Consider the following 24,783-nt stretch of genomic DNA (forward strand, 5'->3'; position numbering starts at 1 on the left):
AGATGGAAGTGCAGTACGTCTGCGTACAACGCAAGACATCCGTACGAGCAACGAGGCACCTGCACGAGCACAAGCGCCCGAACGAGTACGACACAATGGCCACCCGAACACACCATCTCGGCAATCCGTTCGTCGTCAGATCGGCGTCCCCAGCCCCCAACGCGCCCGTCCTTTCCCGGTTCTTCGTCTCCCGTTCTTAAGACCCAGTGGCGAAGACAGCAGTGGCCTACGGGATAGGTTTCGAGAGCACATGACCCGAAAACTGACAGTCATCACGGTAGTCGGTCTCCTGCTGCTTGCCAGCGTCGTTGCCGTCAGCGGCGCCGCCGGTGCAAGCCCCGGCGCGGCCATGCAGGTTGACGACCGCTGTGACGAAGGCGAATCCGTCGACGACAGTACGGCAACCGTCGACGAGGCAGAAGACAGCGAGAGCGACAGCAGTAGTGACCGAGAACGAACCAGTAGCGACCAGCGCGAATCGAGCACCGAAAGCGAACTGAGTGAACTCGACAGCGAGAACGACAGTTCGACCACCGTCGACGAGTCCGAGCGCGAACAGAGCGACAGCGACAGCGCGAGCGACTCGAGTACCGAGTCCGATCAGAGCAGTTCCGACGTGAGCGATCGCGACGAACAGCGCGACGCGAGCAGCGACTACGACGTCAGCACCGTCGACGAGGAAGAGCGCTCGGAGAGCCAGAGCGAGATCGACGACGCTGATGTCGAACTCGACGAAAGCGAGAGCGACGTGGACCGCACCGTCAGCGAGCGCGAGGACAGCACGGCAGACCGCGACAGCACGCACAGCGAGGAGAACGCGAGTGCAAGCGATAGCGAGTCCGAGGAGAGCGAGTCGAGCGCGAGCGACAGCGACGTCGCCACTGACGAGAGCGACAGCGAATCCGAAGAGAGCGAACGCGACCGCAGCGAGAGCGACATCGACTACGACGACGCCGACCTCGAGGTGAGCGAGCGCGACTCCCACTCGATCGATACGAGCGAAATCGAGAGTGAACTCGAGGAAAGCGATCACGACGAGCAGACCCTCGACGCATCGGACCGCGACTTCAGCGAGCAGTCACTCGACGAGTACGACAGCGAGTCCGAGGAGAGTGCAAGCGACGAGAGCGAACACTCTGAGAGCGACAGCGAATCCGACCACGACGAGCGCGACGAGACCGATCGCGGCGAAAACGACCGCGATACCTTCGACCGGATCGAAAGCACCAGCGACAGCGACTCCGAGGAGTACACGCAGAGCGACAGCGAGGCAAGCGAGAGTGACAGCGAGGCAAGCGAGCACTCCACGGACGAATCCGAACGGGACGCCAGCGAGCGCGACGTCTCCCAGCAGGACGCCACCAGCGCTGACAGCGAGCACGACCACTCCGAAGAAGGCGACCTCGAGTTCGACGCGAGTCAGACCGAGCGCCACGGTGCCGAACTCACCTTCGACGAGAGCGAGCGCGACGCCAGTGATGCCGACAGCGACCGGAGCCACAGCGAGTCCGCGAGCGACGAAAGTGACAGCACGAGCGCCGACAGTGAGCGCACGCAGGATGAGAACAGTCTGGAGACGACGGACAACGACAACGAACAATCGAGCAGCGAGTTCGACGAAAGCGAGGTCTCGAGCGACCGGACCGTGAGCGAGCGCGATCTGAGTACGCACAGCGACGAGAGCGACCTCACCGAAAGCAGCCTGAGTGAATCCAGCGAGTCCGAAAGCGAGACCGCCAGCGAGAGCGATACGGGCGTCGATACGGTCGAGAACAACGATATCGAGACCGAATCCAGCAGCGACGAGGACGCTAGCAGCGACCTGAGCGAGAGCGACCGCAGCGAGAGCAGCGACGACAGCGAACGCGAGCACAGCATCGATCAGCACGACAGTGAGAGCGATGTCGACAACCGGGAAAGCACCCGCAGCGACTCCGATGCTGACTCCGAACGCACGACGCTCCAGACGGAGTCCGACGAGAGCAGCTTCGTCGAGTCCTACGACTCGAACTGCGGCCATGCCAGTTCGGACGGCGACGACGAGTCAGGCGCAGCAGCGGATTCGGATGCAGATGACGAGGCTGACGAAGACGATGCAGACGAGGCGGATGAGGACGACAGCGACGACGATGACGACGAAAACGAGAACGCATCGAGCATCTCCGCAGCCGTCAACTCCGCACTCGACTCGCTACAGTCGTTCGTGTTGGGGTGAGCGGCCAGACCACAGCGAACTTCCTCTTTTTAGACAGCAGGCACTGAGACACCGATACTAGCCAGACTCACTCGAATCGCCCCGAAATCGAGAGCAAGTAGCCGACGATGATGATACTCATAATGAGCCCCAGCAACGAACCCGTAAGCAGGTCGAACAGTGCACCGAAACTGTAGACCACGAGCGCGACCACAAGTGCCCAGTAGCGCAGTCCGAGCAGCCCAACGAGCACGACGGCTTCGAGTACGGTCAGCACGAGCACTATCATGCCGAGACCGCCTGCCCCCTCGCCGATGAGTGCGAGCGAGCCGAACAGTCCGACCAGAACGCCGAGAAAGCCGATACCGACGATAATCCACAGTCCGAGTGGAACACCGTTGTTCGACCGCGACGACGAGCGAGAGCGGGAACCCGAGTCGTCCGTCGGCCACGAGCCGTCAGATGGTGGGGAGGGCGGTGAAGATGGAGGGGACATGTGTTCCGCGTTATAATGTCGTGTAGAAATACATACCGATCTGTGCTCAGGACTGCCGTCGGTGGGGAGTTTGTGTCTCCCACATCGCAACCAAATCCACAACCACCCCATGCGCTGCACTGCAGCCAAACGGACGGCTCACCACCCACTCGGCTTCTCTCTCTCGACTCTTCACTCACGCCACCGAGTCGATCGCCGCCTCAATCTCCTCCTGCGGCAACGGCGAAATCCAGTCATCCGCAACGAACGCATACTGCACTCGTCGCTCCGAATCGATTACAACCGCTGCCCGCCACGGCGTCGACACGTTCGCCATCCCGTCCCGAGACGTGCGTAACTCGAGTGCATCGCTCGCCGCGCCGTCGACATCGGCGACGAACCGAACGTCGGGGCTGCCGAGCCAGCGGAGGAACTCGTTCTGGGCGTAGGGACCGTCGCGGCTGATGCCGAGGACCGCCACGTCGTCGAACTCCGCCCAGCCGGCGCGGACGAGGCGCGTCCACCAGTTTCGAGCGATTGCGCTGAACGCAAAGCCGGTACAGACCAGGACGCCGCCGCGTGGGCCGAGCGCCTCGGAGAGCGGGGTCGAGCGGAACGTTTCACCGTCACACAGCGGGGCCTCGAAGTTCGGGACGACATCACCCTCGGTCGGTGCCATGGCCTGACGTTGGCCGCGGGTGACAAAAAGCCCTGGTCGCCCTATTCGATCACTCGCAACTGCCAGGAGACGATTGGCACCGCCACCTACGCTTTTAGGACAGCGCCACGAACGCGGGCGTATGGTTACACTCTACCGACTCGAGGGCTGTCCGTTCTGTGAGATCATCGTCGACGAACTCGAGGCACTCGACATCGAATTCGACAGCGTCTGGGTCGAGGGATTACACTCGAAGCGAAACGAAGTCAAGCGCGTCTCGGGCCAGCGCCAGGTTCCCGTCGTCGTCGACGACGAGTACGGGGTGACGATGGCCGAATCCGAGCGGATACTCGAGTACCTCGAGTCGACGTACGCCTGAGCGCAGGTGGGTGGATACGTCCGCCGATACCGTCCGACGACGCGGTACCGATCAGTCGTCAGCGTCGTCCAGTTCGTGCGGATCGAGCCCCGGGTCCTCTACCGCTGGCGCACCGATCGCGAGCACGACACCTTCCTCGTCGCCGACGTTCCGATGGCCGTGGCCAATTTCCGGTTTCGCCACCCAGAACGTGCCCGGTCCGGCCTCGACGTACTCCTCCTCGCCGGATCGGCCGAGCTTCAGCGAGAACTCGCCCTCCAGGACGTAGTACAGCTCCTCTTGTTCCGCGTGGGCGTGGTACTGGATCTCCTCGCCGGGCTGGAAGTACCAGAGTTTGAGCTGGAGGTGGTCACTCGGCAGGAAGTCGTCGATGGCCCTGATCTGGAGATCGGGTGGCACCTCGTCGATCTCAGAGAGGTCCGTCAGCGGCACGTCGTCGGTGTGTACTACGTCGTACTCCATGCTATCTGTGACCACGAGACACTGGAGCAAAAACGTACGGACCACGGGACCCGTAGCGCAATCTCACTCGAAGACAACGGCTCGATTCGAGTCCGGAACGGTCGCCCCCTCCTGGTCGGCAAACGCCTCGTGCAGATGTGTGTACGTCTCCGCGAGCGCTTCGACGATCACCGTCGTGTCGCTGATCACCGGCATGAAGTTCGTATCGCCCTGCCAGCGCGGGACGACGTGCGTGTGGAGGTGATCCCCGATCGAGCCGCCGGCACCCTCCCCCAGGTTGAGCCCGGCGTTGAACCCGTCCGGCTGCAGGGCGGACTCGAGTGCATCGAACGTTCGCTGTTTCAGTCGGGCGTGATCGAGCAGTTCCTCGTCAGTGAGGTCGGCGTAGTCGCCGGTGTGACGGTGCGGAATCACCATGACGTGGCCTGGATTGTAGGGGTAGTTGTTCAGGAGGACGAACGCGTGTTCGCTGCGGGCGACGATGCGGTTCTCCCGGTCGTCGTCCTGCTCGGGGAACGCACAGAAGACACAGCCGTCGACATCGGGGGTTTCCTTGTCCCGTTTGATCCACTCGATTCGCCACGGGGCAAACACCTGTTCCATGGCGGAGCTAGCGCGTGACACTCCTTACTGGTTGTGCCTCGCGAGCGCTGTTACCTGCGATAGTAACAACTGTAACTAGGTACACACTGATCGCACGACCGCAGCGCGGTTCGGAGCGAGCGCGGTTCGGAGCGAACGAAGTGAGCGAGAACCGCGGAACAGCGAGCGGGGAGCAACGTGACCCGTGAGCGAACGAAGTGAGTGAGAACCGCGGAAGTGCGATCAGGTGTGCAGTGACTTGCAGTGGCTACTATATTTCTGTGTGCAATGGAAATCAGTAACGCTTTTATAGATGGTTGTTGACTCTTGTCTTGGTAACGGGTAGCTCGAATTCGATTGGAGGTTGCTGGACGTCGTATAAACGGTTTCCGCTTCTCTGAGGGCGTCGTTAGATATATCAGATGTTATGACTCAGCGTTCGAAATGAGACGCGCATTTAAGAGTTCACTGTAGCTACTCTTTCCTCAATGGCAACGACGGACGACTCTATAAACGGGCTTACCGAATACTGCGACGAATGCGAACTGAATACGCTTCATGAGGTTTCCGTACAGATTCGCACAGAAAGCGTCAAAAAGGAAAACGCACAGTTCTCCCGCGAACCGTACCGCGTCTGTGAGTGCCAGCGCTGTGGCAATCGGTCGAGCCAGCGGATGAACAACGCCTAACCTGTCGATTCGAACTCGACCGAGCGAATCGCTGCCGAAGTGCTCCCCGTCTGCGGTATGTCTCCTTCGTTGGACGTGACGACCGCACCGCTGTCCTCCCAATTCCGCCACCCGCAACCCGCCACTGACACGTACAGCAACCGGACGTGAGTGACTACTCCGTCGTTACTTCACACCCGTTCTCGGTGACGATCAGGGTGTGTTCTTTCTGACTGACGAGATGGCCCTCGTCTTCCTGCAATACCGGGTAGCCGTGGACGATGTTGTTTCGCTTGAGTCGCCGCAGCGCCATCTCAGCGCGGTCGGTCTCGAGCCAGCGGGTCGCAAACGGCAACGTTCGGAACTCCTCTGAGATCTGATCGAGCGCCTCGCGGGCCTGTCGGTTGCGGACAGTTCCCTCACGCTCGAGTGCGAAAATCTCCTCGCTCGCACCCTCGGTGACCTTGCCGCCGCCGTCGGTCGCGAACGGTTCGATCGCGACGACGTCGCCGACTTCGAGCGTCGTTCCCTGCGAAACCGCGCGGTTCGGGATGTTCGGACTGGTGTGCTGTTCCCAGTGACCAAGGCCGTGACCGGTCAGGTTGACGACCGGATTGTAGCCGTAGCCGTTGATCACGTCCTCGATCTCCGCACCGATTTCGCCGGTCTCGACGCCGGGTTCGACGACCTCGAGGGCGGCCTCGAGGGCCTGCTCTGAGGCTTCGGCCAGTTCGGGATTACCGGAGAGGTCGACAGTGATCGCAGTGTCCGCGAGCCAGCCATCGACGTGGACGCCGATGTCCAGGTTGATCATCTCCTCGCCGAACGTCGAGTCGTCGTCGATCGAGGGCGTCGCGTGAGCTGCCTCCTCGTCGATCGAGATATTGACCGGGAACGCCGGCTTCCCACCCAGTTCGCGGATGCGGTCTTCGGCGTACTCGGCGACCTCGAGGTGGCTCGCACCAACCTCGACGCGGTCGACTGTCTCTTCGCGCACCTGGGCGAGAATGTCGCCCGCTTCGCGGTGCTTCTCGTACTGCTCGGACTGGAGATCCACGTCCTCGGATTCGGCCATGCCTCCGGATTGGATCGGTCGACAAAAAGAGGTTCCGCCTCGGCTCGCCGTAGCCGTCCGGAAACAGCTACTCAGCACGCCGTGCCCGACCCGCGGTATCGACCGTCACCGCGTCGTCGCCCGCCCTGTCTGCATCATCGAACTGTTGAACGCCGATCCGAGCGTTCCACTCGAGTCCACTGCGATCACGCCGGCCGTCGATCCGGTGAGTTCGGCGAACTCGTCGATCGCGAGTTCGGCCGCTGCGTCGGCGTCGAGTCCGCGTTCGACGTGACGAGCGACCCGCCGAGAGAGCGTGACGCGGGCAATGTCCTCGCCGGCCCCGGTCGCGCTGACCGCAGCAGCGGGCGAGCAGTAGAAGCCGGAGCCGACCTGTGGGACGTCGCCGACCCGGCCCGCGAGCGCGAGCCAGCGTCCGCCGGTCGAGGTCGCCGCGGCGAGGTGTTCACCGTCGAACGCCACCGCACCGACGGTGTCGTGGTCCAGATCGCCGTCGCGTGCGCCGGTCTCCGTCTGGTCTGTTCGAGTTGCGCCACCGTCTTCGCCGGCCTCCTCGTCACGCCCACCCGGATCCGTCTGTCCGTACTGATCCTGGATCCACTCGAGTTCGCTCGCCGCACCACCGGTCGGCCGATCCTGCTCGGTCTCGGCCCACTTCTCGCGCGTGCGTTCGGACCAGAGGTCGACGCCGGTCTCGATGTCGAACGCCTCGGCGAGTGTGACGGCGTGCTCGCCGGAGATGAACCCGTGGGGGGTTTCCTCCATGACGACGCGGGCGACACTAACGGCGTGTTCGACGTTCGGCATCGAGCAGGCTGCGCCGACGGCGCGGTCGTCGGTCATGATGCCTGCATCCGTGCGGATCGCGCCGTCGCTCTGGACGGCACTGCCGACGCCGGCGTTGAACCGTGGCGAGGACTCGAGGACGTGAATCGCAGCCTCGACGGCGTCGACCGGGTCGCTCGTCGCTGCACCGGTTTCGGCCGCTTCGTCGAGGACGGCCTGTCTCGGGGCTGGTTCGTCGGGGTCGCTACCGGCTCCACCGTGAACGAGTACCTGCATAGGCGGGCTTTCACAGACGGATTATAACGACCTTTGGGTTTCAGCGATCCAGGCACGGCAGGCCGGTGACCGGTCATCACGGATCCGAATCGGATCCCCAGACCGGCCGAAACCCACACACTTACGGCCGACGCCTGAGAACGGATGACGACGATGACGCCAGCCGTGTTGCTCGCCGGGTTCTGTGCGCTGCTGTCGCTTCTCGCAGCCGGGCGGCTGGCGCTCGACGACGAGGCGGACCGTGTCGACCTCGGGTCGACTGTCGTCGTCTGCGGAATTACGATTCTCGCGACGCTCTGGGCAACGTATCGGGAAGGGTGGCTCTCGACTGAGTTTCAGTTCCTGCTCGGCATACTCGGGCTGGGAACTCTCGCCGCCGGTAGTGGACTGATCGCCCGGTACTGGCACGATACGACGCCGATTCGCGGGTCGAACAGCGGCCGATCACGTCCGGAACACGACGACAGAGACCGGGAGAGAGACAGCGGCTCCGACGATCTCCAATCCTGACTGCCGAAGCGGTTCTGACACGACAGGCTGTCAGCGGTACCGACAGCTCCGATCGTACTCGAGACGACCAAGTCGGCCGACTCCCGGCAGCGGCCCGACCTGTGCAATATTTGCCGTTCTCCGATAGAAATGGTAGCCCTTTTACCCCAGTCGAAGAACCGTACAGACGAGATGAGCTACGACAAGATCGAGGTCCCTGACGAGGGAGAAAAGATCACGCTGAAAGAGGGAAGCGAGACCGAACTCGAAGTCCCTGACAACCCGATTATCCCGATCATCCACGGCGACGGCGTCGGTAGCGACGTCGGCCCAGCCGCACAGCAGGTCCTCGAGGCCGCCGCCGAGGCGACCGGCCGCGAGATCAACTGGATGCGCGTCTACGCCGGCGAGTCCGCCCGCGAGATGTACGACGAGAACCTCCCGGACGAGACCGTCGAGGCGATCAAAGAACACCGCGTCGCCATCAAAGGCCCGCTCACGACGCCCGTCGGCGCCGGTTTCCGCTCGCTGAACGTCGGTCTGCGCAAACTTCTCGATCTCTACGCGAACGTTCGTCCGACCTACCACCTCGACGGCGTTCCGTCTCCTGTCTCCGAACCCGAGCAGATGGACATGGTCACCTTCCGTGAGAACACGGAAGACGTCTACGCCGGCATCGAGTGGGAAGCCGGCTCCGACGAAGTCGAGCAGGTCAAGGAGTTCGTCGAGGACGAGATGGGCGAAACCGACATCATCCACGACGGCCCCGTCGGCATCGGCGTCAAGCCGATCACGGAATTCGGAACGAAGCGCCTCGTCCGCCGTGCAATCGACTACGCTCTGGAACACGACCGTGACTCCGTTACCCTCGTCCACAAGGGTAACATCATGAAGTTCACCGAAGGCCAGTTCCGTGACTGGGGCTACGAGGTCGCAGAAGAGGAGTACGGCGACGAAGTCATCACCGAGGACACCCTCTGGGAGGAGCAAGACGGCGAAGCCGACGACGACACGCTCGTCGTCAACGACCGCATTGCGGACAACATGCTCCAGCAGCTACTGACCCGAACGGACAACTACGACGTCATCGCCACCATGAACCTGAACGGTGACTACATGTCCGACGCCGCCGGCGCACAGATCGGTGGTCTCGGTATCGCACCCGGCGCCAACTTCGGCGACGGTCGCCTGCTCGCCGAACCCGTCCACGGCTCCGCACCGAAGTACGAGGGCCAGGACAAGGTCAACCCGACCGCGATGATCCTCTCGGGCCGCATGATGCTCGAGTACATGGGCTGGAACGACGCCGCAGACCTCGTCCGCGACGCCGTCGAGGAGACCATCTCCTCGGGCAAGGTCACGTACGACTTAGAGCGCCAGCTCGAGGACGCCGAGAAGCTCGCAACGAGCGAGTTCGCTGACGAAGTCGTCAGCAACATCGAAAAACTGGCATAAGCCAGTTTTTCGGACAGTCAGGCCGCGAAGCGGTCTGACGCTTTCGAGAAGCTCGCATAAGCTCGCTTCCCGGACGCTGGCGGCGAAGCCGTCAGCACATTCCAACGCTCTCGGAGAACGTCTCCACCGTTCGGAACTCGATTTTTTGTCACGTCTCTCGCTCGAGACACGCTCACGGTTGTCCCCACCAGCCAGCCACAGCGTCCCGTAACGCTCTCCACATCACAGGCGGAACAGCAACACAATGGAGTCGAACACAGACGCAGAAAGCGACGGAACACCAATTGTCCGCGTTGCTACCGCACAGACCGAACTCGAGGACGCCTTCGACGTCCGCTACGATGTCTTCGTCGACGAACAGGACGTCGACGAGGAACTCGAGTACGACGAGCACGACGAACCGGATGCGGCGGCGGTGCACTTCGTCGCGTACGCCGACAGCGATGACGAGTCCGAAGACGACTCGAGCACAGCAACCCCCATCGGCGCTGCCCGCCTCCGCACCGTCGACCAGGCCACCGGGAAGGTCGAACGCGTCGCGGTACTCGAGTCCCACCGCGGCACGGGTGTCGGCCGTGCGCTCATGGACGCACTCGAAGCGGAAGCGCGCGAGCAGTCACTCGAGACGCTCAAATTACACGCACAGACGCACGCTGCAGGGTTCTACGAGCGACTCGGCTACGAGACGTACGGCGACGAATTCGAGGAGGCGGGGATTCCGCACGTGGCGATGGAGCGATTACTCGCGGACTCGAGTACGGGATCGGAGACGTGAGGTGATGCCGTCGTCCGCTTCGGCGACTTCTCCTGGCGATTCCGGGTTCGTTTCTGCCGACGTTACGCCGCGTATGGCTCTATAGAGCGCGTACCCAGCAACTGCACCCAGACCGGCGAGCGCCGAGGTCGGAACCGACCGCCGCTGGGTGAGTTTCGTGTACAGACTCGTCTCGGCGACGTGGCCCTCGTACTCGCCGCGTTCGGCGAGTTCGTCGCCCGCGGAGGCTTCCTCGAGGCCGCTGTCCGACTCGGCTTCGGTCCCCTCGCTAGCCGGTCGATCCCGTTGTTGCTGGTCGATGAACAGCGACTCCATAACGCGGTCGAGGATCCGTGGTGCGTACTGGCTCGCGACGGTGAGGGCCTTGCCACCGCCGCCGACGGTCACCTCGCGCTGTGGCTCTTCGGCCGCGTGGAGAATCGCTCTCGCAACTGTCTCCGGCGCGTAGACGGGTGCTGGAACCGTCGCCTCCTGGTCCATGTAGTTCTTCGCGTGTTCCGGATACGGTGTGTCGATCGCGCCCGGTTTGATCAGTGTGACTGAAATCGGCGCACCCTCCTCCTCGAGTTCCATCCGCAGCGCGTCGGTGAACCCCTTGACGGCGTGTTTGGACGCCGAGTAGCTCCCCTGCATGAGAAACGCGCGCTCGGAGGCGATGCTGCCGATGTTGATGATCGCGCCGCCGCCCTCGCGGTCCCGCAGGTGTTCGGCCGCCTCGAAGGAGCCGTAGAGCAGTCCCCAGACGTTGGTGTCGAACTGTGACTTGAGGTCCTCGAGTGGAACGTCTCGCAGTTTGCCGTAGATGGAGACGGCTGCGCCGTTGATCCACGTATCGTAGCCGCCGTAGGCGTCCTGTGCAGTCTGTGAGATGGTTCGGATGTCTTCGGGTTCGCGGACGTCGGCGACGACGTATTCTACGTCGTGACCCTGCTCCGTCAGCTCCTGGTGGAGTTCCTGCAGGGCGTCTTCGCTCCGTGCCGCGAGGACCAGTCGCGCGCCGCGGTCGGCCGCCATGCGGGCCGTCGTCAGTCCGATGCCGGACGAGGCACCGGTAATGACGATGACCTGCTCCGAGATTGGTCGTAGCTCCGGTTTCATGGTGTTCCCGGTCGCGACGTATCTGTTTGGCTACCCGGTACAGTTGGCGTGGAAGGGCCACCCGGTGACGGTACCCGTAGTGTCTCGTTCCGTGATCTCTCGTTCATAGTACTCTGTGTCGGACACCGTCCGCTACGGCTGTCGCGCGTTTGCCACTGGCACCTGTATGTGCCTGCCCGCCGGACGAGCCACCTGTTACCTGTTCGTCTATTACGTCGGTCGGTACAGAGCGTACTGGGACGATATAATACTGATAGAGATACTGAAGCCCCTGATAACCCTGATTGTCGGATGTGCCTACGAGGATTCATCAGTAACGCAATTCGGTACCCCAAGTAAACAACCTCGGGCGCGGTGGCCCGAGGCTTTTCTAGGTTCCCTCAGCCGTGCGCTAGCACTCCCTGTTCCGCGAGGAAACGGGATGAGGTTGGGCGGCTTACGCGCCCCGACCCGGACAGACGCACCACCCGCACCTGCGGTTGGGTTTTGTGAGTCCGGTAATTCGTCGTATTACCGTCGAGCTTCGTCTTCTCGCGCCACGCGATGTTCACCGACGCATTCCGGTCAGCGTGATCTTGCGCCAGATTACACTTGTCGTTCGTACAGCGGAACCGCCGTCCTTGCCGATACCCACGCTCACCACAGCACGAACACGTCTTCGAGTTGTAGTAGGCATCAACCGTGTCCGTAGGAACCTCCCGCCATGTCGCCTTGTACGAGACGAACGTCTCGAACTTGTGAAACGGCAGTTTGTGCAATCGGCGGTTCATATACGCCCCGTACTTGATTTCGTCGCGGATGCCGCTCATATCCTCGAACACGATAACCGGATTCGAGAACTGCGCTGCGAACTCCACGACAGCACGGGAAAGTCGATGCAACACCCACTCGGTGAACCGCTCCTCCTTGTCACCGAGTCTATGGTGGATGCTCGTTTTGCCGTGTTCTTGACAGCGAGTGGTGATAGTGTGGTAGCGTTGGCGTTCCTGCTTGACTCGTCCGTAATCGAGGGCGAGTGTACCTTTCGTCTGCATCGTCTCGCGGTCAAGGGCGGTGAGTGCGACGTTGCGCTCGTTGATGTCCACGCCGATCACAGTATCGGCGGTGTCGGGTTCGGGTACGTCGAACTCGCGTGTAACCGTGACGTGTAGGTAGTACACGCCATCGCGGTATCTCGAAGTGCGGGAGCACTTCGACGACTCGTCGAAAATCTTTGATTTTCGAGACAGGAGTTCGGCCTGTCCTATATCCACCTCATTCGACGTGAGGGCGTCTCGAAGTTCGTCCATTGCGTCCGGCTCACCGCGAAGATGGCCCTTCACCTTCTTGTAGGGTTTCGGGCTGATGCGGAACTGGACGCGGTTCGTGTTGTCGTTCACGGTGAGGCGGTAGCCTTCCGTGTGCGCCATCACAAGCGGGTAGGCACTAGATTTGTCCGTACTCGGCGGCGTCGGCTTCCCTCGGTCGGGGTCGTCTTGATTCTCCCACCAGTCTTTGAGTGATTGGTAGGAGTCCCATGTTTGGAGGGCTTTGCCGACGACCGCGCACTTGTTGTTCCGTAGGAAGTCGTCGCGGTCAACCTCCTTCTGTATCTCGGTGCGATTGTCCCCTTGTTGTTTGAGGCGGATGGTTTGGTTGAAGATTTCGCGTGAGGCGAGGCGGGCGTCGTGAAGCCACGATCGTTCACCAGACGCTATGTGGAGCCGCGTCTGGATCGTCTTCGTGGCTTCTTCACCCATGCATTGACAATCGTCCCAGATTATCATAAATGTAGGGATTAGGGATGGAAGAGTACCGCAGTCACGCACATTCGGTTAGTTCCTGTAAATATCATTTTGTCTGGTGTCCCAAGTACCGACACCCGGTTCTCAACGTGGTTGAAGACGATATACGAGAGTTGTTTGATGAGACTTCCGACCACTTCGGGCACAAAATTCTGGCGTTGGAGATTGCAGACGACCACGTACACCTGTTCGTCCAGTGCGACCCAAAACACAGTCCAGCCGACCTCGCCCGGCAGTTCAAGTCGTACTCGGGTAAGCACTTGCTGGAGCGGTATCCCGAGATTCAGGAGTCGTATTTCTGGGGTGGCGGATTTTGGAAGGTTGGGTACTATGTGGGAACGACAGGTTCGGTGTCGGAGGAAGTGGTTGAACGGTATATCGAAGAGGCGGAACACGCGCCGGAGTGACGCGCTTCAACCCCGCCCACGGTGTTGACGCAAATCAAAGATTTGCGAAAGCCGAAAACCTGCGGTTTTCGGAAGGGCGGGGAACTCGCGCTGCTTTTCGTTTAGATATTTGCGAGAGATATCTACACAACCCCGCTCCGCTTGGCAGAGGCCGTCTGAACCGGAGGTGGCTATTGGGTACGAGTTCAGTTTCGGCCTCTAAACCAGAGTCGTTGCCGTCGGGAGAGCCGATTCGGTTTCGGTTAGAACTCACAGCGATCGTTCTCGACACACTGATCTACCCACGCGGGCGTCTCGATGTCATCAATAGTGGGATCGGGGTCGTACTCGTATCGTACGTCTATCGTCGTTGTTTCGCCTAATCGAAGCAGAGATTCCCCGTACGATGACGCATTGGTCAGCTGATACCGCAGGGACGCTTCTCGTAAGACCCCTGTTTCTGTGTCGACGCTGAGTTCACCCGCCTCTGGAGTGGCATGCATCGTCTCTGTATTCACCGTGGTCCACGTCGACGACGGCACGTAGACCGTCCGGTCGTCCTGCTCGTTGCCCTGCTCGTACTCCAGGTTCTGCAGGTGGTGACTGGTCTGTGTGCGTACGAAAGTCATATCCGAGGAGTCTACGGTTCCGTTCTCTTCGGTTATCCGGACGACCCTGTCCTGGTGCTCTCCGAAGTGTCTCTCCTCCGCGTCGGTTGACCCGATCGACTCTATCCAGGCCTCGTCGGTGGCGTTGGTCTCATACTTCGTGTAGATCGTTCCGTCGTCGTAGACGTGTTCGATGGTCCTGTTTCCGTACTCAAACGTAAGGTGTGCGTCGTCGTCAGCGAGGACCGTCCCCTCGTGTGCGACTAGTACCCCATCGTTCTCCGCCGATATTTCTCCCGAGGTGATGTACGACTCGGACTCACCAAGCTCCACCGGGCTATCTGTCGAATCAACGCTCAAAGGGAGCAAAAACATGGATGTGACCCCAATGAACGCCAGTACGATTGCCACAGTTCCGACCAAAGCCCGACGGTTCATATCTGTGTAGTTATTATAGGATACTATTAATTTTCTCAAGAACTGTATAGTTCAGCGGCCTTGAAAAACGAGCAGGTCGTGGTGATCGAATATTGGGTACGATGTCCAGTCAAATCTATCCGACGAGCCTTTGCTTTGCCCGCTCACAGAGCCGTCCGTTCGTCGGGTTCTGGATCGGTCCCGTTCCCGCCTCCGCTCTGACGGCCAGGATTCGGAGTCGACTCGTCGCCGAGCAACGCTGTCGCCAACGAGCCGACGATCCGCGCAACACCGTTCGTCACGTGCAAGAAACTTAATCCCAGCACGATCCCCAGCGGCACCGCAAGCAGTGACTCGGCGAGTGTGTCGATCTCCCAGCCCAGCACGACGGTCGAACTCGAGAGCGGTGCAAACACGAGTGCGAGCGAGACGAAGCCACCGAGTATGACCAGAAAGAGGACGACGAGGGCGAGAAACGACCGCAGAACGAGAAAGCCAACCCCCTTCCAGGTAACCTCTGAGATGATAATCTCCTTCAGCGAGCCGAGAACACCGGCCTCAGTCCCGCGTATCGGTCCGCCGCCCGGCCGTTGGATCTCCGTTCCAAGCAAGCGGTTGGCGAGCAGACGCTCGAGTTCGGCGAGGTATCGCGACCCGACGATAGTACCAAGCAGGATTGGAATCCCAACGAGCATGAACGCGAGGATGAGTCCGCCAAAGAAGCCGAGCATGAGTCCGAACTGGTAGGCAATGCCGATCGGAATCGCCAGCAGGAGGTAGGCGAGGTTGCGGTAGGTCTGACGCTCAGTGGCGACGCCGACGAACGAGCGAAGTCGGTTTGCTCCGCCCCGGTGCGGGGCGTGATTACTCATGTGAGACGATTCGATGAACAGTCCCAAAAACGTTCGTCCGTTGTCCGTTTCCTGTTGCCTGCTGTCTGTTGCCAGTTGCTTGTTTCCTGTTGTCAGTTGCCTGTTGTCCGTTGGTTCAGTACCGTTCGCGAACGTATCGGACTGCAAGACCACACATCGCAAGCCCCATTGCGACCGCGAAGGCGACGACGAACAGCGAGGACAGTTCGCCGTTCATTGCGCCAGGGAGTTCCTCTTGGACGAACTCGGCAGCGAGAACGGTCGCGATACCGAAGAGAACGATACCGCCGAGGTTCTCGAGCCACGAGTTCGTCTCCGGGACGACATCGGGATCGTTGAGCAGGTAGAGGATCACGGCGAGTGCGAACGGCGTGCCGACGAGGCCGAACGCGAGCATGATTACGAGCAACTGGAAGAACGCGCCCTCGAGGAACACGCCGACTGCGGAGGCGAGTGCGACGACGACGATAGCGGCCCGGTAGCGTGGGTCCGCGACGGACTGCTCCCAGCCGAGTTTGTCCGCGAGGAGGTACGGCGGGACGATCGTGTTCCCGCCGAGCGTCGAGACGGCCGCACCGAGCAGTCCCAGCAGGAACACCCACATCGCGTGCTCGCCGGCGATTGGACCGAGCGCTTCTGCGGCCTGAATTTCGTCGATCGTCGCCGGATCGAGGCCGCTCTCGGGGAGGACGCTCGCTGCGACGAGGAAAACGGCGAGGCTGAAGACACCGAACGCGACGAGCATCGAGCTCACGACGTCGAAGAGAGCGATGTCCCGATCGGCTTCCGTCCAGCCGCGAGTCCGCATCGTATAGCTCTGCATCGTCAGTAAGGTGATGTGGACCGCACCGCCGAGAACGCCAGCAGCGACGACAGCGCCGCCGACACCGGGCAGTTCGGGGACGAGCCCGGTCGCTGCTGCGGTGGGATCGACCGGCACCACGAACAGCGAGGCGACGAACGCCAGGACGACACACGAAACGAGCACCTTGGCCCCGATTTCGGCGACGCGGTAGCCGCCGCCTGCGAGCCCGAGTGCGAGAATAATCGCCCAGAGAACGCCCCAGATCCGCGGATCAGCGAGCGCTGCAATGCCTGCGCTCGCGACCATCGTCGCGCTGACGTCCGCGAGCGTTTTCATGATCACGAGCTGTGCGAGCCCCGCCGCGAGGACGACATCGATTACGAGTACCCAGGCCCAGAACGAGCCGAGGTGGTCTTCGACGACGGAAACGATCCCCGCCTCGGTGAGCAGCCCCAGTCGCATCGCGAGGTACTGGCCAACAGTGCCAAGAACTGCTGCGAGAACGACGACCCACAGTAGCGTGTAGCCGTAGCCCGCGCCAGCAGCCAGCAAACTGACCATCGTCGCCGGTCCGGCTGCGATCGCACCCGCGAGCCACGTCGGTCCCAACCGTCTCACGAACGACTCGATCCGCCCGACCGCCCAGCCGGTCGACTCCGTCTCGGTTGCCATCGGCCGTGCTTGCCAACTGAGGCATATAACTCCGTGGTATCGGCGTGTAAAATGGCGATTAGTTGACCATACCACTTCCGTTTCTCTTAGTCCGATTGCCAGTTCGGATTCTCGCGTGGCGGGCTGAAAATGTCGATCCCACGAACAGTTTCGTCGCCGCGATTTTCGGCTGCGTGGGGCTGATCGCCCGGCAGCGCGTAGGAATCGCCGGGGCCGCAGACGATTTCCTCGTCGTCGGTCAGGAACGTCAGTTCGCCCTCGTAGATGAAGCCCGTCTGTTCGTGTGGATGGCTGTGCTCCTCGACAGTTGCGCCGGATTCGATCTCGAAATGCTGGACGTTCATCGACTCGGAACCGGCCATCAGTGCCAGGTGAACGCCGTCTGCGGCTTCGGACGCGTCGGTCTCCGCCAGGGATACGTGCTCCATACGCCTTGCACTCGGTTCGAGTGCATAGATTGTGGGGTCGGTGCAAACTGTGGGACCACGGGTGTAATTGGTTCGGTCCAACGCGACGGTCGCGGCGACACCACCACTGCCACCCTGCCTAGTTGGCCTCGTTCCTTTTACTGATACTGTCCATCGCACTGAACCATGACTCGCACAGTTCTTTGTGTCGATTCGACAGCGCGCGTCTCGTCCGTCGCGACCGCGATCGAAGCGGACGACTCGCTCACTGCCCTCGAGGCGACATCGGTTGCCGATGCAGTCGAACAGCTCGAAACCGAGCCAGTCGTTTGTGTCGTCACTGCCTACGACCTGTCCGACGGTACTGGCCTCGATATCGTCGACGCGATCCGTCAAGCGTCGCCACAGACACCGTGTGTCCTCTTCACTGACGTTTCGCCAGGCGATATCGAAACCGCGTCGTTCGAGGAACTCATCGTCGAATACCTCAACCGCGACCTGCCGGACGCAGACGACCGACTGTCGTTCATCGTGAACGACATCATCGACCACAGCGCACAGGTCGGCTTCCTCGCACCAGACGATGAAGACCAGCGCCTCGAGACGCTCGCGCAGTACGACATCGACACGCTCCCCATCGAGGAAAGCTTCGACCGGCTGACCGACCTCATCGCCGACCACTTCGGCGCCGCGGTCGCGTTCATCGGCCTCATCGAGGAGGACGAAGAGAACTTCCTCGCCTGTACCGGCGCTGACTGGGACTCGCTGACCCGCGAAGACACGATGTGCACCCACAGCATGCTTCAGGAAGACGTCATGGTCGTCGAGGACATCGCCGACGACAAGCGATTCAACAAGAACGAACAACTCGAGAACCTCGGTATCGTCTCCTACGCCGGCGCGAACATGACCGCCCCCAACGGACAGGTGATCGGTCAGGTCTGTGTGCTCGACCACGAACCCCGTGACTACTCCGCGAGCGAGCAGGACACGCTCGGTCAGTACGCCGAGACGGCGATGGAGATACTCGAGTTGCGCCAGTCGTTGCGGGATGAGCGCGTGAGTGAGGATGAAGTGGCCGAGACGGACGCACACCCAGAAACAAAGTCTGCAGCCGAGACCGAACTGGAGGCAGAACAATGAGCGCCACGTCGCAGCAGTTCGCCGTCGACGCGGACCCAATCAGCGACATCGAGAGCGGAACCTCGATCCTGTTGACAGGTGACGACAGTGCGACGCTCGCGTCCGTGTTCGCTAAACTCGTTGCCGCTGGTGAGGACGAACAGAGCGTCATCCTCGAGACGGAACGCTCCGGTGGCGCGATTCGCCGGACGTTGAATCAGACGACGATGGGTGCAGGGAGTCGCTCGTCGATCCTGGCCTGTGAAGGGCGTGAAAGCGACGATGGCATTACTGTTGTCGACGACCCGGCGGATCTGACCGGGATGGGGATGCAACTCTCCAGTCTGGTCACCACGTCACAGCAGTCCGTTGAGCGCTTCCGGACGGGAATCTACCTGTGTTCGACGATCTGTGACGAAGCCGAGGACGCCCGCTCCGTCTACCGGTTTCTCAACAGCAACTTCCTCACCGAACTCCGCCGGGGTGAGGGGATCGGTGTCTGTGCGTTCGATACGGATACGGACCTCGAGACGGACGTGAACAGCATGCTCACCGGGATGGAAACCTCGTTTACCGCACGAATCGACGTGGAGAAGACCGGGTTCAAAGAGGCACAGCTCACGGTTTCAGGACTCTCGGCTGTCGGCGAGACGGTCGATATTTCGCTGTAGCCTGCCTGCTATCTCGCTCGTTCCAGACCGCAAGCGTCACCTTGTCCCCTCATTTCGTGTCCAGGTCTGCAACGGGACTACCACCACCAGCGTCCGTCCACGTCCGAACGTTCAACTATCCACCACCCCTTCTCCCGAACACGAATGTACGCCGTCGTCGGCTGTAGCGAGTGCTCGAATCTCTGGATCATCGAAGGCCGCTCCGAAACCACACAATGTCCCCGCTGTGGTGCCCGTCGCCCCTACGAGCGCCGCAAGAAATTCGTCGAAACCGACGACGCCAACCACGCCCGCGAGGTTCGCGCCTCGATGCTCGCGAACCGTCAGGGACAGGGCGAGGCTTTCGCCGACCTCGACTCATTCGAGGCACTCGAGTCCGACGTCGCAGACGGGGTGGTCGACGACACGGAGTACCTCGAGGAGTCCGGCCTCGACGTTGACGAGGTCGAGGCGGCCGGTGACCGCGACCCACGCGGGTCCACACGCAGCGGGAGCAAGAAGGAAATCGTCGAGCGGGCGCTGGCCGAACTCGACGCGCCGACCGAGGACGAAGTCATCTCCTACGCCGGCGAGCGCGGGGTCTCGGCTGACTACGTTCGGCGGGCACTCGAGAAGCTCACGAGACAGGGAACGGTGAGCGAGAGTCGGGGAGAGTATCGGTTGCTCTGAGGGCTGGCGAACGGTCTAACTGGGAGACGCTGCTTGCCAGACTGGAACGGCAAGGCTTTCGTTCGGGCGCGAAAACGTCAGCGCAGACCCAATGGCCGAAATGGTGGACGTCCAGCAGGAGACGATCGGAGTCGGAACGGTAGCCGCGCTGGTGCTCTACGGCTACGGAACGTTCGTCGACGAGACGCTGTTCGGTTACGAGGCGACGACGCTCGCGATGTGGGTTTTCGTCGGGACGTTCGCCGCGATAGCAATTTTCCACGGCGCGTACGGCCGACGAGATTTCGCCGTCGCACACGGAACCGCGGCGCTCGGACTTGCAGTCTTTTTGCTTGCTTCGGATGGTATACAGGCGCTTCTGGGGCTGTTCTTGCTTCTCGGCGGTGGTATTTACATCGCGATCACGACGATTCGTGTACGACGGGAACTGAACGAAGCGGCCGGTTCAGAGTAGCCAAGACGTACGTTTTAGACTGAACGAGATAGACGGTCCTGCCTGATCTTACGATGCTGTCTCTGCGGGTTCTCGCCGATTCTATCGGCCGAGATCCTCGTGTGCACTCGCCAGATGACGCGAGGAGAGCGCGGCGAGCAAGGAGAGTTCTCCCGCCAGCGCGCTGACCGCGATAATTTCCGCCAGCGCGTCGGCGTTCGATCCGGCCGGGTTACCGCCGCCGCGGAGTCCGAGGACCTCGAGTGCCTCCGCTTGCGTCGGGAGCTTCGTCCCGCCGCCGACGGTGCCGACCTCGAGCGAGGCGAGCGATACGGCGGCGTAGAGGTCCGTCGTGCCGTCCTCGCGCTCGCGAGCCTCCATCGTGGTGATGGCGTTTGCGCCCTCGACGACCTGGGCTTCGTCCTGGCCAGTCGCGAGGAACGCCGCGGCGATCACGTTCGCCGCGTGGGCGTTGAATCCAAGGCTGCCGGCCTTGGCGCTGCCGGTCAGATTCTTTCGGGTGTTGGCTTCCGCGATCGCGTCGGCGGTCGTGTGCAGGCGCTCTTCGACGAGTTCGCCCGGAATTAGCACGTCGGCGGTGACCGAGCGCCCGCGGCCCTCGACGGCGTTGATGGCGGCGGGTTTCTTGTCTGAGCAGAGGTTGCCCGAGAGCGCGACGAGCGAGGCCGGCGTCTCGGCTTCGACGAGTTCGGAGGCTTCGCGGGTGGCGATGGTGACCATGTTCATTCCCATCGCGTCCTTCGTGTCGTAGGCAAAACGGAGGAAGACCGAGTCGCCGACGACGTAGGTGTCGACGGCGAGCAGTTCGCCGTGGCTGGTGGTCGACTCGGCGGCCTCCCGCAGGGCATCGACGTTGTCGTCGACCCACTCGACGGTTTCGGCGGCCTCTGCGACGCCCTCGACCCGAAACACGGGGGCGCGTGTCATGCCGTTCTTCGTCACGCGGGCGTCTGCGCCGTCGGCCGACCGGATCACCGAGAGGCCGCGGTTGACCGAGGCCAGTAGCGCTCCTTCGGTCGTCGCCATCGGCAGGTAGTGCTCGCCGTCGGCCGCGCTGCCGGAGACGTCGACCGGGCCGACGACGCCCATCGGGATCTGGGCCGCGCCGATCATGTTCTCGACTGCGGAGTCGGCCTGCTCGGCGGGGAAGGCGTAGTTGCCGGTGGTGCTGAGATCGGCTCCCGTCTCGCGTTCGACGAACAGGCGGCGGGCCTCGGCCGCGGTGTCGGCGTCGGTGTGCTCCTCGAGTTCGTGGATGCGGAGGTCGCCATCCTGTACGCGGTCGGCGAGGGCCTCCGGATCGGTCGTGGTCATGCGTTGGTGGAGACAGCGGTGTCTCCTAAGGGTTGCTGATTCGCGCGGCTGCTTCAGTGAGGACCCACCACTGAAGGGAGCACGAATCAGTCGCGTTCCAAACCGGTTTCTCTTTGCCCCTGGTTTCCCACACCACGACCATGACCGAAGCCGCCGATCTGTTGCTCACCAACGCGGAGATCCACAGCCTGACGGCACCCGACACCGTCTACGAAGCCGCTGCGATCCGCGACGGCGAACTTGTCCGCCTCGGTGATACCTACGAAATCGAGTTCCTCGAGGGCGTCGAGACCGAGGTCATCGACTGCGAGGGCCGCACCGTCCTCCCGGGATTCATCGACGCCCACACCCACCTCGACCACCTCGGCGAACACCTCGTCCACGCCGACCTCTCGACAGTCGACTCGCGGGAGGAGGCACTCGAGTCCCTCGCTGCGCGCGGAGACGAAACAGCAGGCGTGGGGGACGCAGTGGGCGTGGAAGATGAGACCGACAGCGCCGAGCATGACTGGATCCTCGGATTCGGCTACGACGAGAGCACGTGGGGTGGCGAAGGGGGAGCAGAGTACCTCACGCGCGAGGACCTCGATCAGGTTTCCGAGACGCGCCCTATCGCCGCGATTCGGGTTGACGGCCACACGGCGTCGCTGAACTCCGTCGCGCTGGCGCAACTCGAGGACGACCTGCCAGACGAGGAGGTCCACGTCGAGGCCGGCGAGCCAACCGGCGTCATCGTCGAGGACGCAATCGGCGTCGTCAAAAACGAGGTCGCCGCTAGCCGCGCGGAGATGCGCGAGATCATTTCGGCGGCCGCGGAGCACGCGGTCGAACTCGGCGTAACGGGCGTCCACGACATGGTGCAGCGCTCGACGGCCGCTCGGGCCTACCGCGACCTGGCAGCTAACGACGACCTGCCGCTTCGCGTGCGGATCAACTACTGGAGCGACTTCCTCGAGCACCTCACCGCAGCCGGGATGCCGACGAACGCGGGCAGCGAGCGCGTGCAGGTGGGTGCGATCAAGTCCTTCTCCGACGGCAGTTTCGGCGGTGAGACGGCAAAGGTGTACGAGCCGTACGTCGGTGCGGGCGGGGACAGAGACGGACATGGTGAGGAGGGTGCAGACACAGACGACGCAAGCACAAACGTAGACGCAGACACGGACGACGGACGCGGCCAGTGGGTCGTCAACCCCGACGAACTCGGTGACATCGTCGACCGCGCGGACGCTGCAGAGTTCCAGCTCTCCATCCACGCCATCGGCGACGAAGCCATCGAGGAAACGCTCTCCCTACTCGAGTCCACCAACGATCCAACCGACTCGCGCCACCGGATCGAGCACGCTGAACTCGTCGACGACGACCAGTTGGCCCGGATGGCCGACGCGGGAATCGTCGCCTCGATGCAACCTAACTTCCACCGCTGGGCCGACGAGGGGGGCCTCTACGACCAGCGCCTTGGTGAGGAACGGCGCAAGCAAACCAACCGATTCCGCCGTGTTCTCGAGGCCGGCGTCCCGCTCGCGTTCAGTTCGGACTGCATGCCGCTCGATCCGCTGCTCGGCATCCACCACGCGGTCAACGCCGGCACGGAAGAGCAGCGTCTCTCGGTCACCGAGGCGATCCGGGCCTACACGCGTGGCGGCGCGTACGTCGGGTTCGACGAGGATCGACTGGGAACCGTCGAGGTCGGCAAGCGCGCCGATCTGGTCGTTCTCGAGGAGTCGCCGTGGGAACAGCCCGAGGCGATCGACGAGATCGACGTGGCAATGACGCTGGTTGACGGCGATGTGGTGTACGACGCCGCTGAGTGACTGTAGTGACTCAGAGTGACTGGGGATGACCTGACTTCCGTGGACCGGAGCAACCGACAGTCCAACGGACAACGTTCGCAGTCAGTACAGCGACCGTTCGATTCTCACGCCTGTTGACCGATTGAAACGACTAACTGGCTGTACGAGGTAGCGAGCGCCATGCGCTCGCGCGGGCCGTGGTCGACGTGAACCTACTCGAGAGCCTCCGAATTAGCTGGCGGTCGATCACCTCCCACAAGCTTCGCTCGACGCTGACGACCATCGGCGTCATCATCGGTATCGCGGCGGTGATCACCTTCATGGTGCTCGGCTCTGGCTTCTCCGAGAGCATCGTCGGCGATATCGAGGACGATCAGGAGCCGGTGATGCTCGTCCAGACCCAGACCGAACCGGAGGACGGTTTCGGCATCATGCCGGTCGAGACGCCGATCTATACGGAGAGCGACATCGAGGCACTCGAGGAGATCGACGGCGTCGAATTCGTCGCGCCAGAGGGATCACTCGACGTGGTCCAGACCGAAACGGACGAAGAGCAGGTGACCGGCGTCGTCGACGTACAGGCGACGACGGACGACGCGTTCGAGTTCACGCCGTTCGTCGACGGCGAGACGTTCGACGGCGACGCCGAGGACGAGGCGGTGATCAACGAACCTGCGAGCCAGGCGTTCGAGGAGAACGTGTCGGCAGGCGACGAACTCACGCTCACCTTTGAGGACGGCGAGACGACGACCGTGACGGTAACTGGCGTCATCGAGGAAGAACTCGGCGGTCAGACGCCGCCACACGTCTACGTTCCCGCCGAGTCGTACTACACGACGACGATCGAGACGCCCGACGGCGACGACGAGCACGCGTATCCGCTCCTCCAGATCGGTGCTGAAGATTTTGAGGCGGTCGAGCCGACACAGGACGCTGTCACCGACTATCTTGAGACGGACTCCCACGCCGCCGAACTGAAACAGGACGGCGACCAGATCGAGGTCCAGACCGTCGAGGACGCCATCGACCAGTTCATGGACCTCGTGAACCAGCTCACCGGCTTCGTCGCCGCCGTCGCCGCCATCGCGCTCGTCGTCGGCTCCATCGGCATCGCGAACATTATGATCGTCAGCGTCACCGAACGCACCCGCGAGATCGGGATCATGAAATCCATCGGTGCAACGAAGCGAGACATCATGCAGCTGTTCCTCGTCGAATCCATCATCCTCGGACTCGTCGGTGCCGTCTTCGGCATCGCGCTCGGCCTCGGCGTCGGCTACCTCGGCGTGCAACTCATCGGGTGGCCCATGGTCTACCCACTCGAGTGGATCGCCATCGCGGCGGCGGTTGGGATCGGCGTGGGGGTCGTTTCGGGGCTGTATCCGGCCTGGCGAGCGGCGAGGGTGGATCCGATCGAGGCGTTGCGTCACGAGTGAGCCA

The 24,783-nt window shown here is 62.2% G+C and carries 26 protein-coding genes; 13 read left to right on the forward strand and 13 right to left on the reverse strand.

Features of this window, described 5'->3' with window-relative positions; genetic code table 11:
• Positions 1 to 250: 250 nt before the first annotated feature.
• Entirely contained in the window at positions 251 to 2,215 is a 1,965-nt protein-coding gene (locus BBD46_RS08825) for a hypothetical protein (protein ID WP_071401349.1), read from the forward strand.
• Positions 2,216 to 2,282: 67 nt separating this feature from the next.
• Here BBD46_RS08825 and BBD46_RS08830 read toward each other — a convergent pair whose 3' ends face one another.
• Positions 2,283 to 2,690 carry a hypothetical protein gene (locus tag BBD46_RS08830; RefSeq protein WP_071401350.1) on the reverse strand — a complete coding sequence of 136 codons (408 nt, stop codon included), beginning with the start codon at positions 2,688 to 2,690 and terminating at the stop codon, positions 2,283 to 2,285.
• A gap of 175 nt (positions 2,691 to 2,865) precedes the next feature.
• Entirely contained in the window at positions 2,866 to 3,348 is a 483-nt protein-coding gene (locus tag BBD46_RS08835) for a redoxin domain-containing protein (RefSeq protein WP_071401351.1), read from the reverse strand.
• Between the two features lie 121 nt (positions 3,349 to 3,469).
• On the opposite strand from BBD46_RS08835, the gene BBD46_RS08840 reads away from it, so the two are divergent.
• Complete coding sequence (locus BBD46_RS08840) at positions 3,470 to 3,706, forward strand: glutaredoxin family protein (protein WP_071401352.1); 237 nt, start codon at positions 3,470 to 3,472, stop codon at positions 3,704 to 3,706.
• 51 nt (positions 3,707 to 3,757) lie between these two features.
• Here BBD46_RS08840 and BBD46_RS08845 read toward each other — a convergent pair whose 3' ends face one another.
• Positions 3,758 to 4,168 (reverse strand): cupin domain-containing protein, encoded by a 411-nt coding sequence (locus BBD46_RS08845; protein ID WP_071401353.1) that lies wholly within the window; start codon positions 4,166 to 4,168, stop codon positions 3,758 to 3,760.
• Positions 4,169 to 4,231: 63 nt separating this feature from the next.
• Positions 4,232 to 4,771 carry an HIT family protein gene (locus BBD46_RS08850; protein ID WP_071401354.1) on the reverse strand — a complete coding sequence of 180 codons (540 nt, stop codon included), beginning with the start codon at positions 4,769 to 4,771 and terminating at the stop codon, positions 4,232 to 4,234.
• Between the two features lie 467 nt (positions 4,772 to 5,238).
• On the opposite strand from BBD46_RS08850, the gene BBD46_RS08855 reads away from it, so the two are divergent.
• On the forward strand, positions 5,239 to 5,439 hold the full coding sequence (locus BBD46_RS08855) for a hypothetical protein (protein ID WP_071401355.1): 201 nt from the start codon (positions 5,239 to 5,241) through the stop codon (positions 5,437 to 5,439).
• Between the two features lie 154 nt (positions 5,440 to 5,593).
• Here the strand turns inward: BBD46_RS08855 and map are convergent, their stop codons facing one another.
• A complete protein-coding gene (map, locus tag BBD46_RS08860; RefSeq protein WP_071401356.1) occupies positions 5,594 to 6,493 on the reverse strand; it encodes a type II methionyl aminopeptidase in 900 nt (299 codons plus the stop codon).
• 105 nt (positions 6,494 to 6,598) lie between these two features.
• Complete coding sequence (locus tag BBD46_RS08865) at positions 6,599 to 7,555, reverse strand: isoaspartyl peptidase/L-asparaginase (RefSeq protein ID WP_071401357.1); 957 nt, start codon at positions 7,553 to 7,555, stop codon at positions 6,599 to 6,601.
• 144 nt (positions 7,556 to 7,699) lie between these two features.
• Here BBD46_RS08865 and BBD46_RS08870 point away from each other — a divergent pair, with 144 nt between their 5' ends.
• The 3 genes from BBD46_RS08870 to BBD46_RS08880 all read left to right on the forward strand — a co-directional run bounded on the left by BBD46_RS08870 (position 7,700) and on the right by BBD46_RS08880 (position 10,274).
• Positions 7,700 to 8,065, forward strand: a complete 366-nt coding sequence (locus tag BBD46_RS08870; RefSeq protein WP_071401358.1) for a hypothetical protein — start codon at positions 7,700 to 7,702, stop codon at positions 8,063 to 8,065.
• 171 nt (positions 8,066 to 8,236) lie between these two features.
• Complete coding sequence (gene icd / locus BBD46_RS08875; RefSeq protein WP_071401359.1) at positions 8,237 to 9,499, forward strand: isocitrate dehydrogenase (NADP(+)); 1,263 nt, start codon at positions 8,237 to 8,239, stop codon at positions 9,497 to 9,499.
• Positions 9,500 to 9,743: 244 nt separating this feature from the next.
• The gene (locus BBD46_RS08880; RefSeq protein ID WP_071401360.1) at positions 9,744 to 10,274 is read left to right on the forward strand and encodes a GNAT family N-acetyltransferase; all 531 of its coding nucleotides are present in this window, start codon (positions 9,744 to 9,746) and stop codon (positions 10,272 to 10,274) included.
• Here the strand turns inward: BBD46_RS08880 and BBD46_RS08885 are convergent.
• A complete protein-coding gene (locus tag BBD46_RS08885) occupies positions 10,239 to 11,372 on the reverse strand; it encodes an SDR family oxidoreductase (protein ID WP_253184530.1) in 1,134 nt (377 codons plus the stop codon). The genes BBD46_RS08880 and BBD46_RS08885 overlap by 36 nt on opposite strands.
• A gap of 380 nt (positions 11,373 to 11,752) precedes the next feature.
• Complete coding sequence (locus BBD46_RS08890; protein WP_071401361.1) at positions 11,753 to 13,111, reverse strand: RNA-guided endonuclease TnpB family protein; 1,359 nt, start codon at positions 13,109 to 13,111, stop codon at positions 11,753 to 11,755.
• A gap of 44 nt (positions 13,112 to 13,155) precedes the next feature.
• Here BBD46_RS08890 and tnpA point away from each other — a divergent pair, with 44 nt between their 5' ends.
• Complete coding sequence (tnpA, locus tag BBD46_RS08895) at positions 13,156 to 13,563, forward strand: IS200/IS605 family transposase (protein ID WP_071401362.1); 408 nt, start codon at positions 13,156 to 13,158, stop codon at positions 13,561 to 13,563.
• A 242-nt stretch (positions 13,564 to 13,805) separates the two neighbouring features.
• Here the strand turns inward: tnpA and BBD46_RS08900 are convergent, their stop codons facing one another.
• The 4 genes from BBD46_RS08900 to BBD46_RS08915 form a co-directional block, all read right to left on the reverse strand.
• The gene (locus BBD46_RS08900; protein ID WP_253184531.1) at positions 13,806 to 14,627 is read right to left on the reverse strand and encodes a hypothetical protein; all 822 of its coding nucleotides are present in this window, start codon (positions 14,625 to 14,627) and stop codon (positions 13,806 to 13,808) included.
• A gap of 104 nt (positions 14,628 to 14,731) precedes the next feature.
• Positions 14,732 to 15,439: a sensor domain-containing protein gene (locus tag BBD46_RS08905; protein ID WP_071401364.1), complete on the reverse strand. Its 708-nt coding sequence runs from the start codon at positions 15,437 to 15,439 to the stop codon at positions 14,732 to 14,734.
• Positions 15,440 to 15,554: 115 nt separating this feature from the next.
• A complete protein-coding gene (locus BBD46_RS08910; RefSeq protein ID WP_071401365.1) occupies positions 15,555 to 16,916 on the reverse strand; it encodes an NRAMP family divalent metal transporter in 1,362 nt (453 codons plus the stop codon).
• Between the two features lie 86 nt (positions 16,917 to 17,002).
• Positions 17,003 to 17,344 (reverse strand): cupin domain-containing protein, encoded by a 342-nt coding sequence (locus tag BBD46_RS08915; protein WP_071401366.1) that lies wholly within the window; start codon positions 17,342 to 17,344, stop codon positions 17,003 to 17,005.
• Between the two features lie 165 nt (positions 17,345 to 17,509).
• Here BBD46_RS08915 and BBD46_RS08920 point away from each other — a divergent pair, with 165 nt between their 5' ends.
• The 4 genes from BBD46_RS08920 to BBD46_RS08935 all read left to right on the forward strand — a co-directional run bounded on the left by BBD46_RS08920 (position 17,510) and on the right by BBD46_RS08935 (position 20,239).
• A complete protein-coding gene (locus BBD46_RS08920; protein WP_071401367.1) occupies positions 17,510 to 18,466 on the forward strand; it encodes a GAF domain-containing protein in 957 nt (318 codons plus the stop codon).
• A complete protein-coding gene (locus BBD46_RS08925; protein WP_071401368.1) occupies positions 18,463 to 19,116 on the forward strand; it encodes a hypothetical protein in 654 nt (217 codons plus the stop codon). Before BBD46_RS08920 ends, BBD46_RS08925 begins: the two co-directional genes overlap by 4 nt.
• 144 nt (positions 19,117 to 19,260) lie before the next feature.
• Complete coding sequence (locus tag BBD46_RS08930; RefSeq protein WP_071401369.1) at positions 19,261 to 19,785, forward strand: DUF5817 domain-containing protein; 525 nt, start codon at positions 19,261 to 19,263, stop codon at positions 19,783 to 19,785.
• Positions 19,786 to 19,876: 91 nt separating this feature from the next.
• Entirely contained in the window at positions 19,877 to 20,239 is a 363-nt protein-coding gene (locus BBD46_RS08935) for a hypothetical protein (RefSeq protein WP_071401370.1), read from the forward strand.
• A gap of 81 nt (positions 20,240 to 20,320) precedes the next feature.
• Here the strand turns inward: BBD46_RS08935 and hmgA are convergent, their stop codons facing one another.
• Positions 20,321 to 21,553 (reverse strand): hydroxymethylglutaryl-CoA reductase (NADPH), encoded by a 1,233-nt coding sequence (hmgA, locus tag BBD46_RS08940; protein WP_071401371.1) that lies wholly within the window; start codon positions 21,551 to 21,553, stop codon positions 20,321 to 20,323.
• Positions 21,554 to 21,693: 140 nt separating this feature from the next.
• Between hmgA and BBD46_RS08945 the strand changes: the two genes are divergently transcribed.
• Both BBD46_RS08945 and BBD46_RS08950 read left to right on the forward strand, forming a co-directional pair.
• On the forward strand, positions 21,694 to 23,364 hold the full coding sequence (locus BBD46_RS08945; RefSeq protein WP_071401372.1) for an amidohydrolase: 1,671 nt from the start codon (positions 21,694 to 21,696) through the stop codon (positions 23,362 to 23,364).
• A 185-nt stretch (positions 23,365 to 23,549) separates the two neighbouring features.
• Positions 23,550 to 24,779 carry an ABC transporter permease gene (locus BBD46_RS08950; RefSeq protein WP_071401603.1) on the forward strand — a complete coding sequence of 410 codons (1,230 nt, stop codon included), beginning with the start codon at positions 23,550 to 23,552 and terminating at the stop codon, positions 24,777 to 24,779.
• Positions 24,780 to 24,783: the final 4 nt, after the last annotated feature.

It is taken from the genome of Natrialba sp. SSL1, assembly GCF_001861355.1.
Classification (GTDB): Archaea; Halobacteriota; Halobacteria; order Halobacteriales; family Natrialbaceae; genus Natrialba.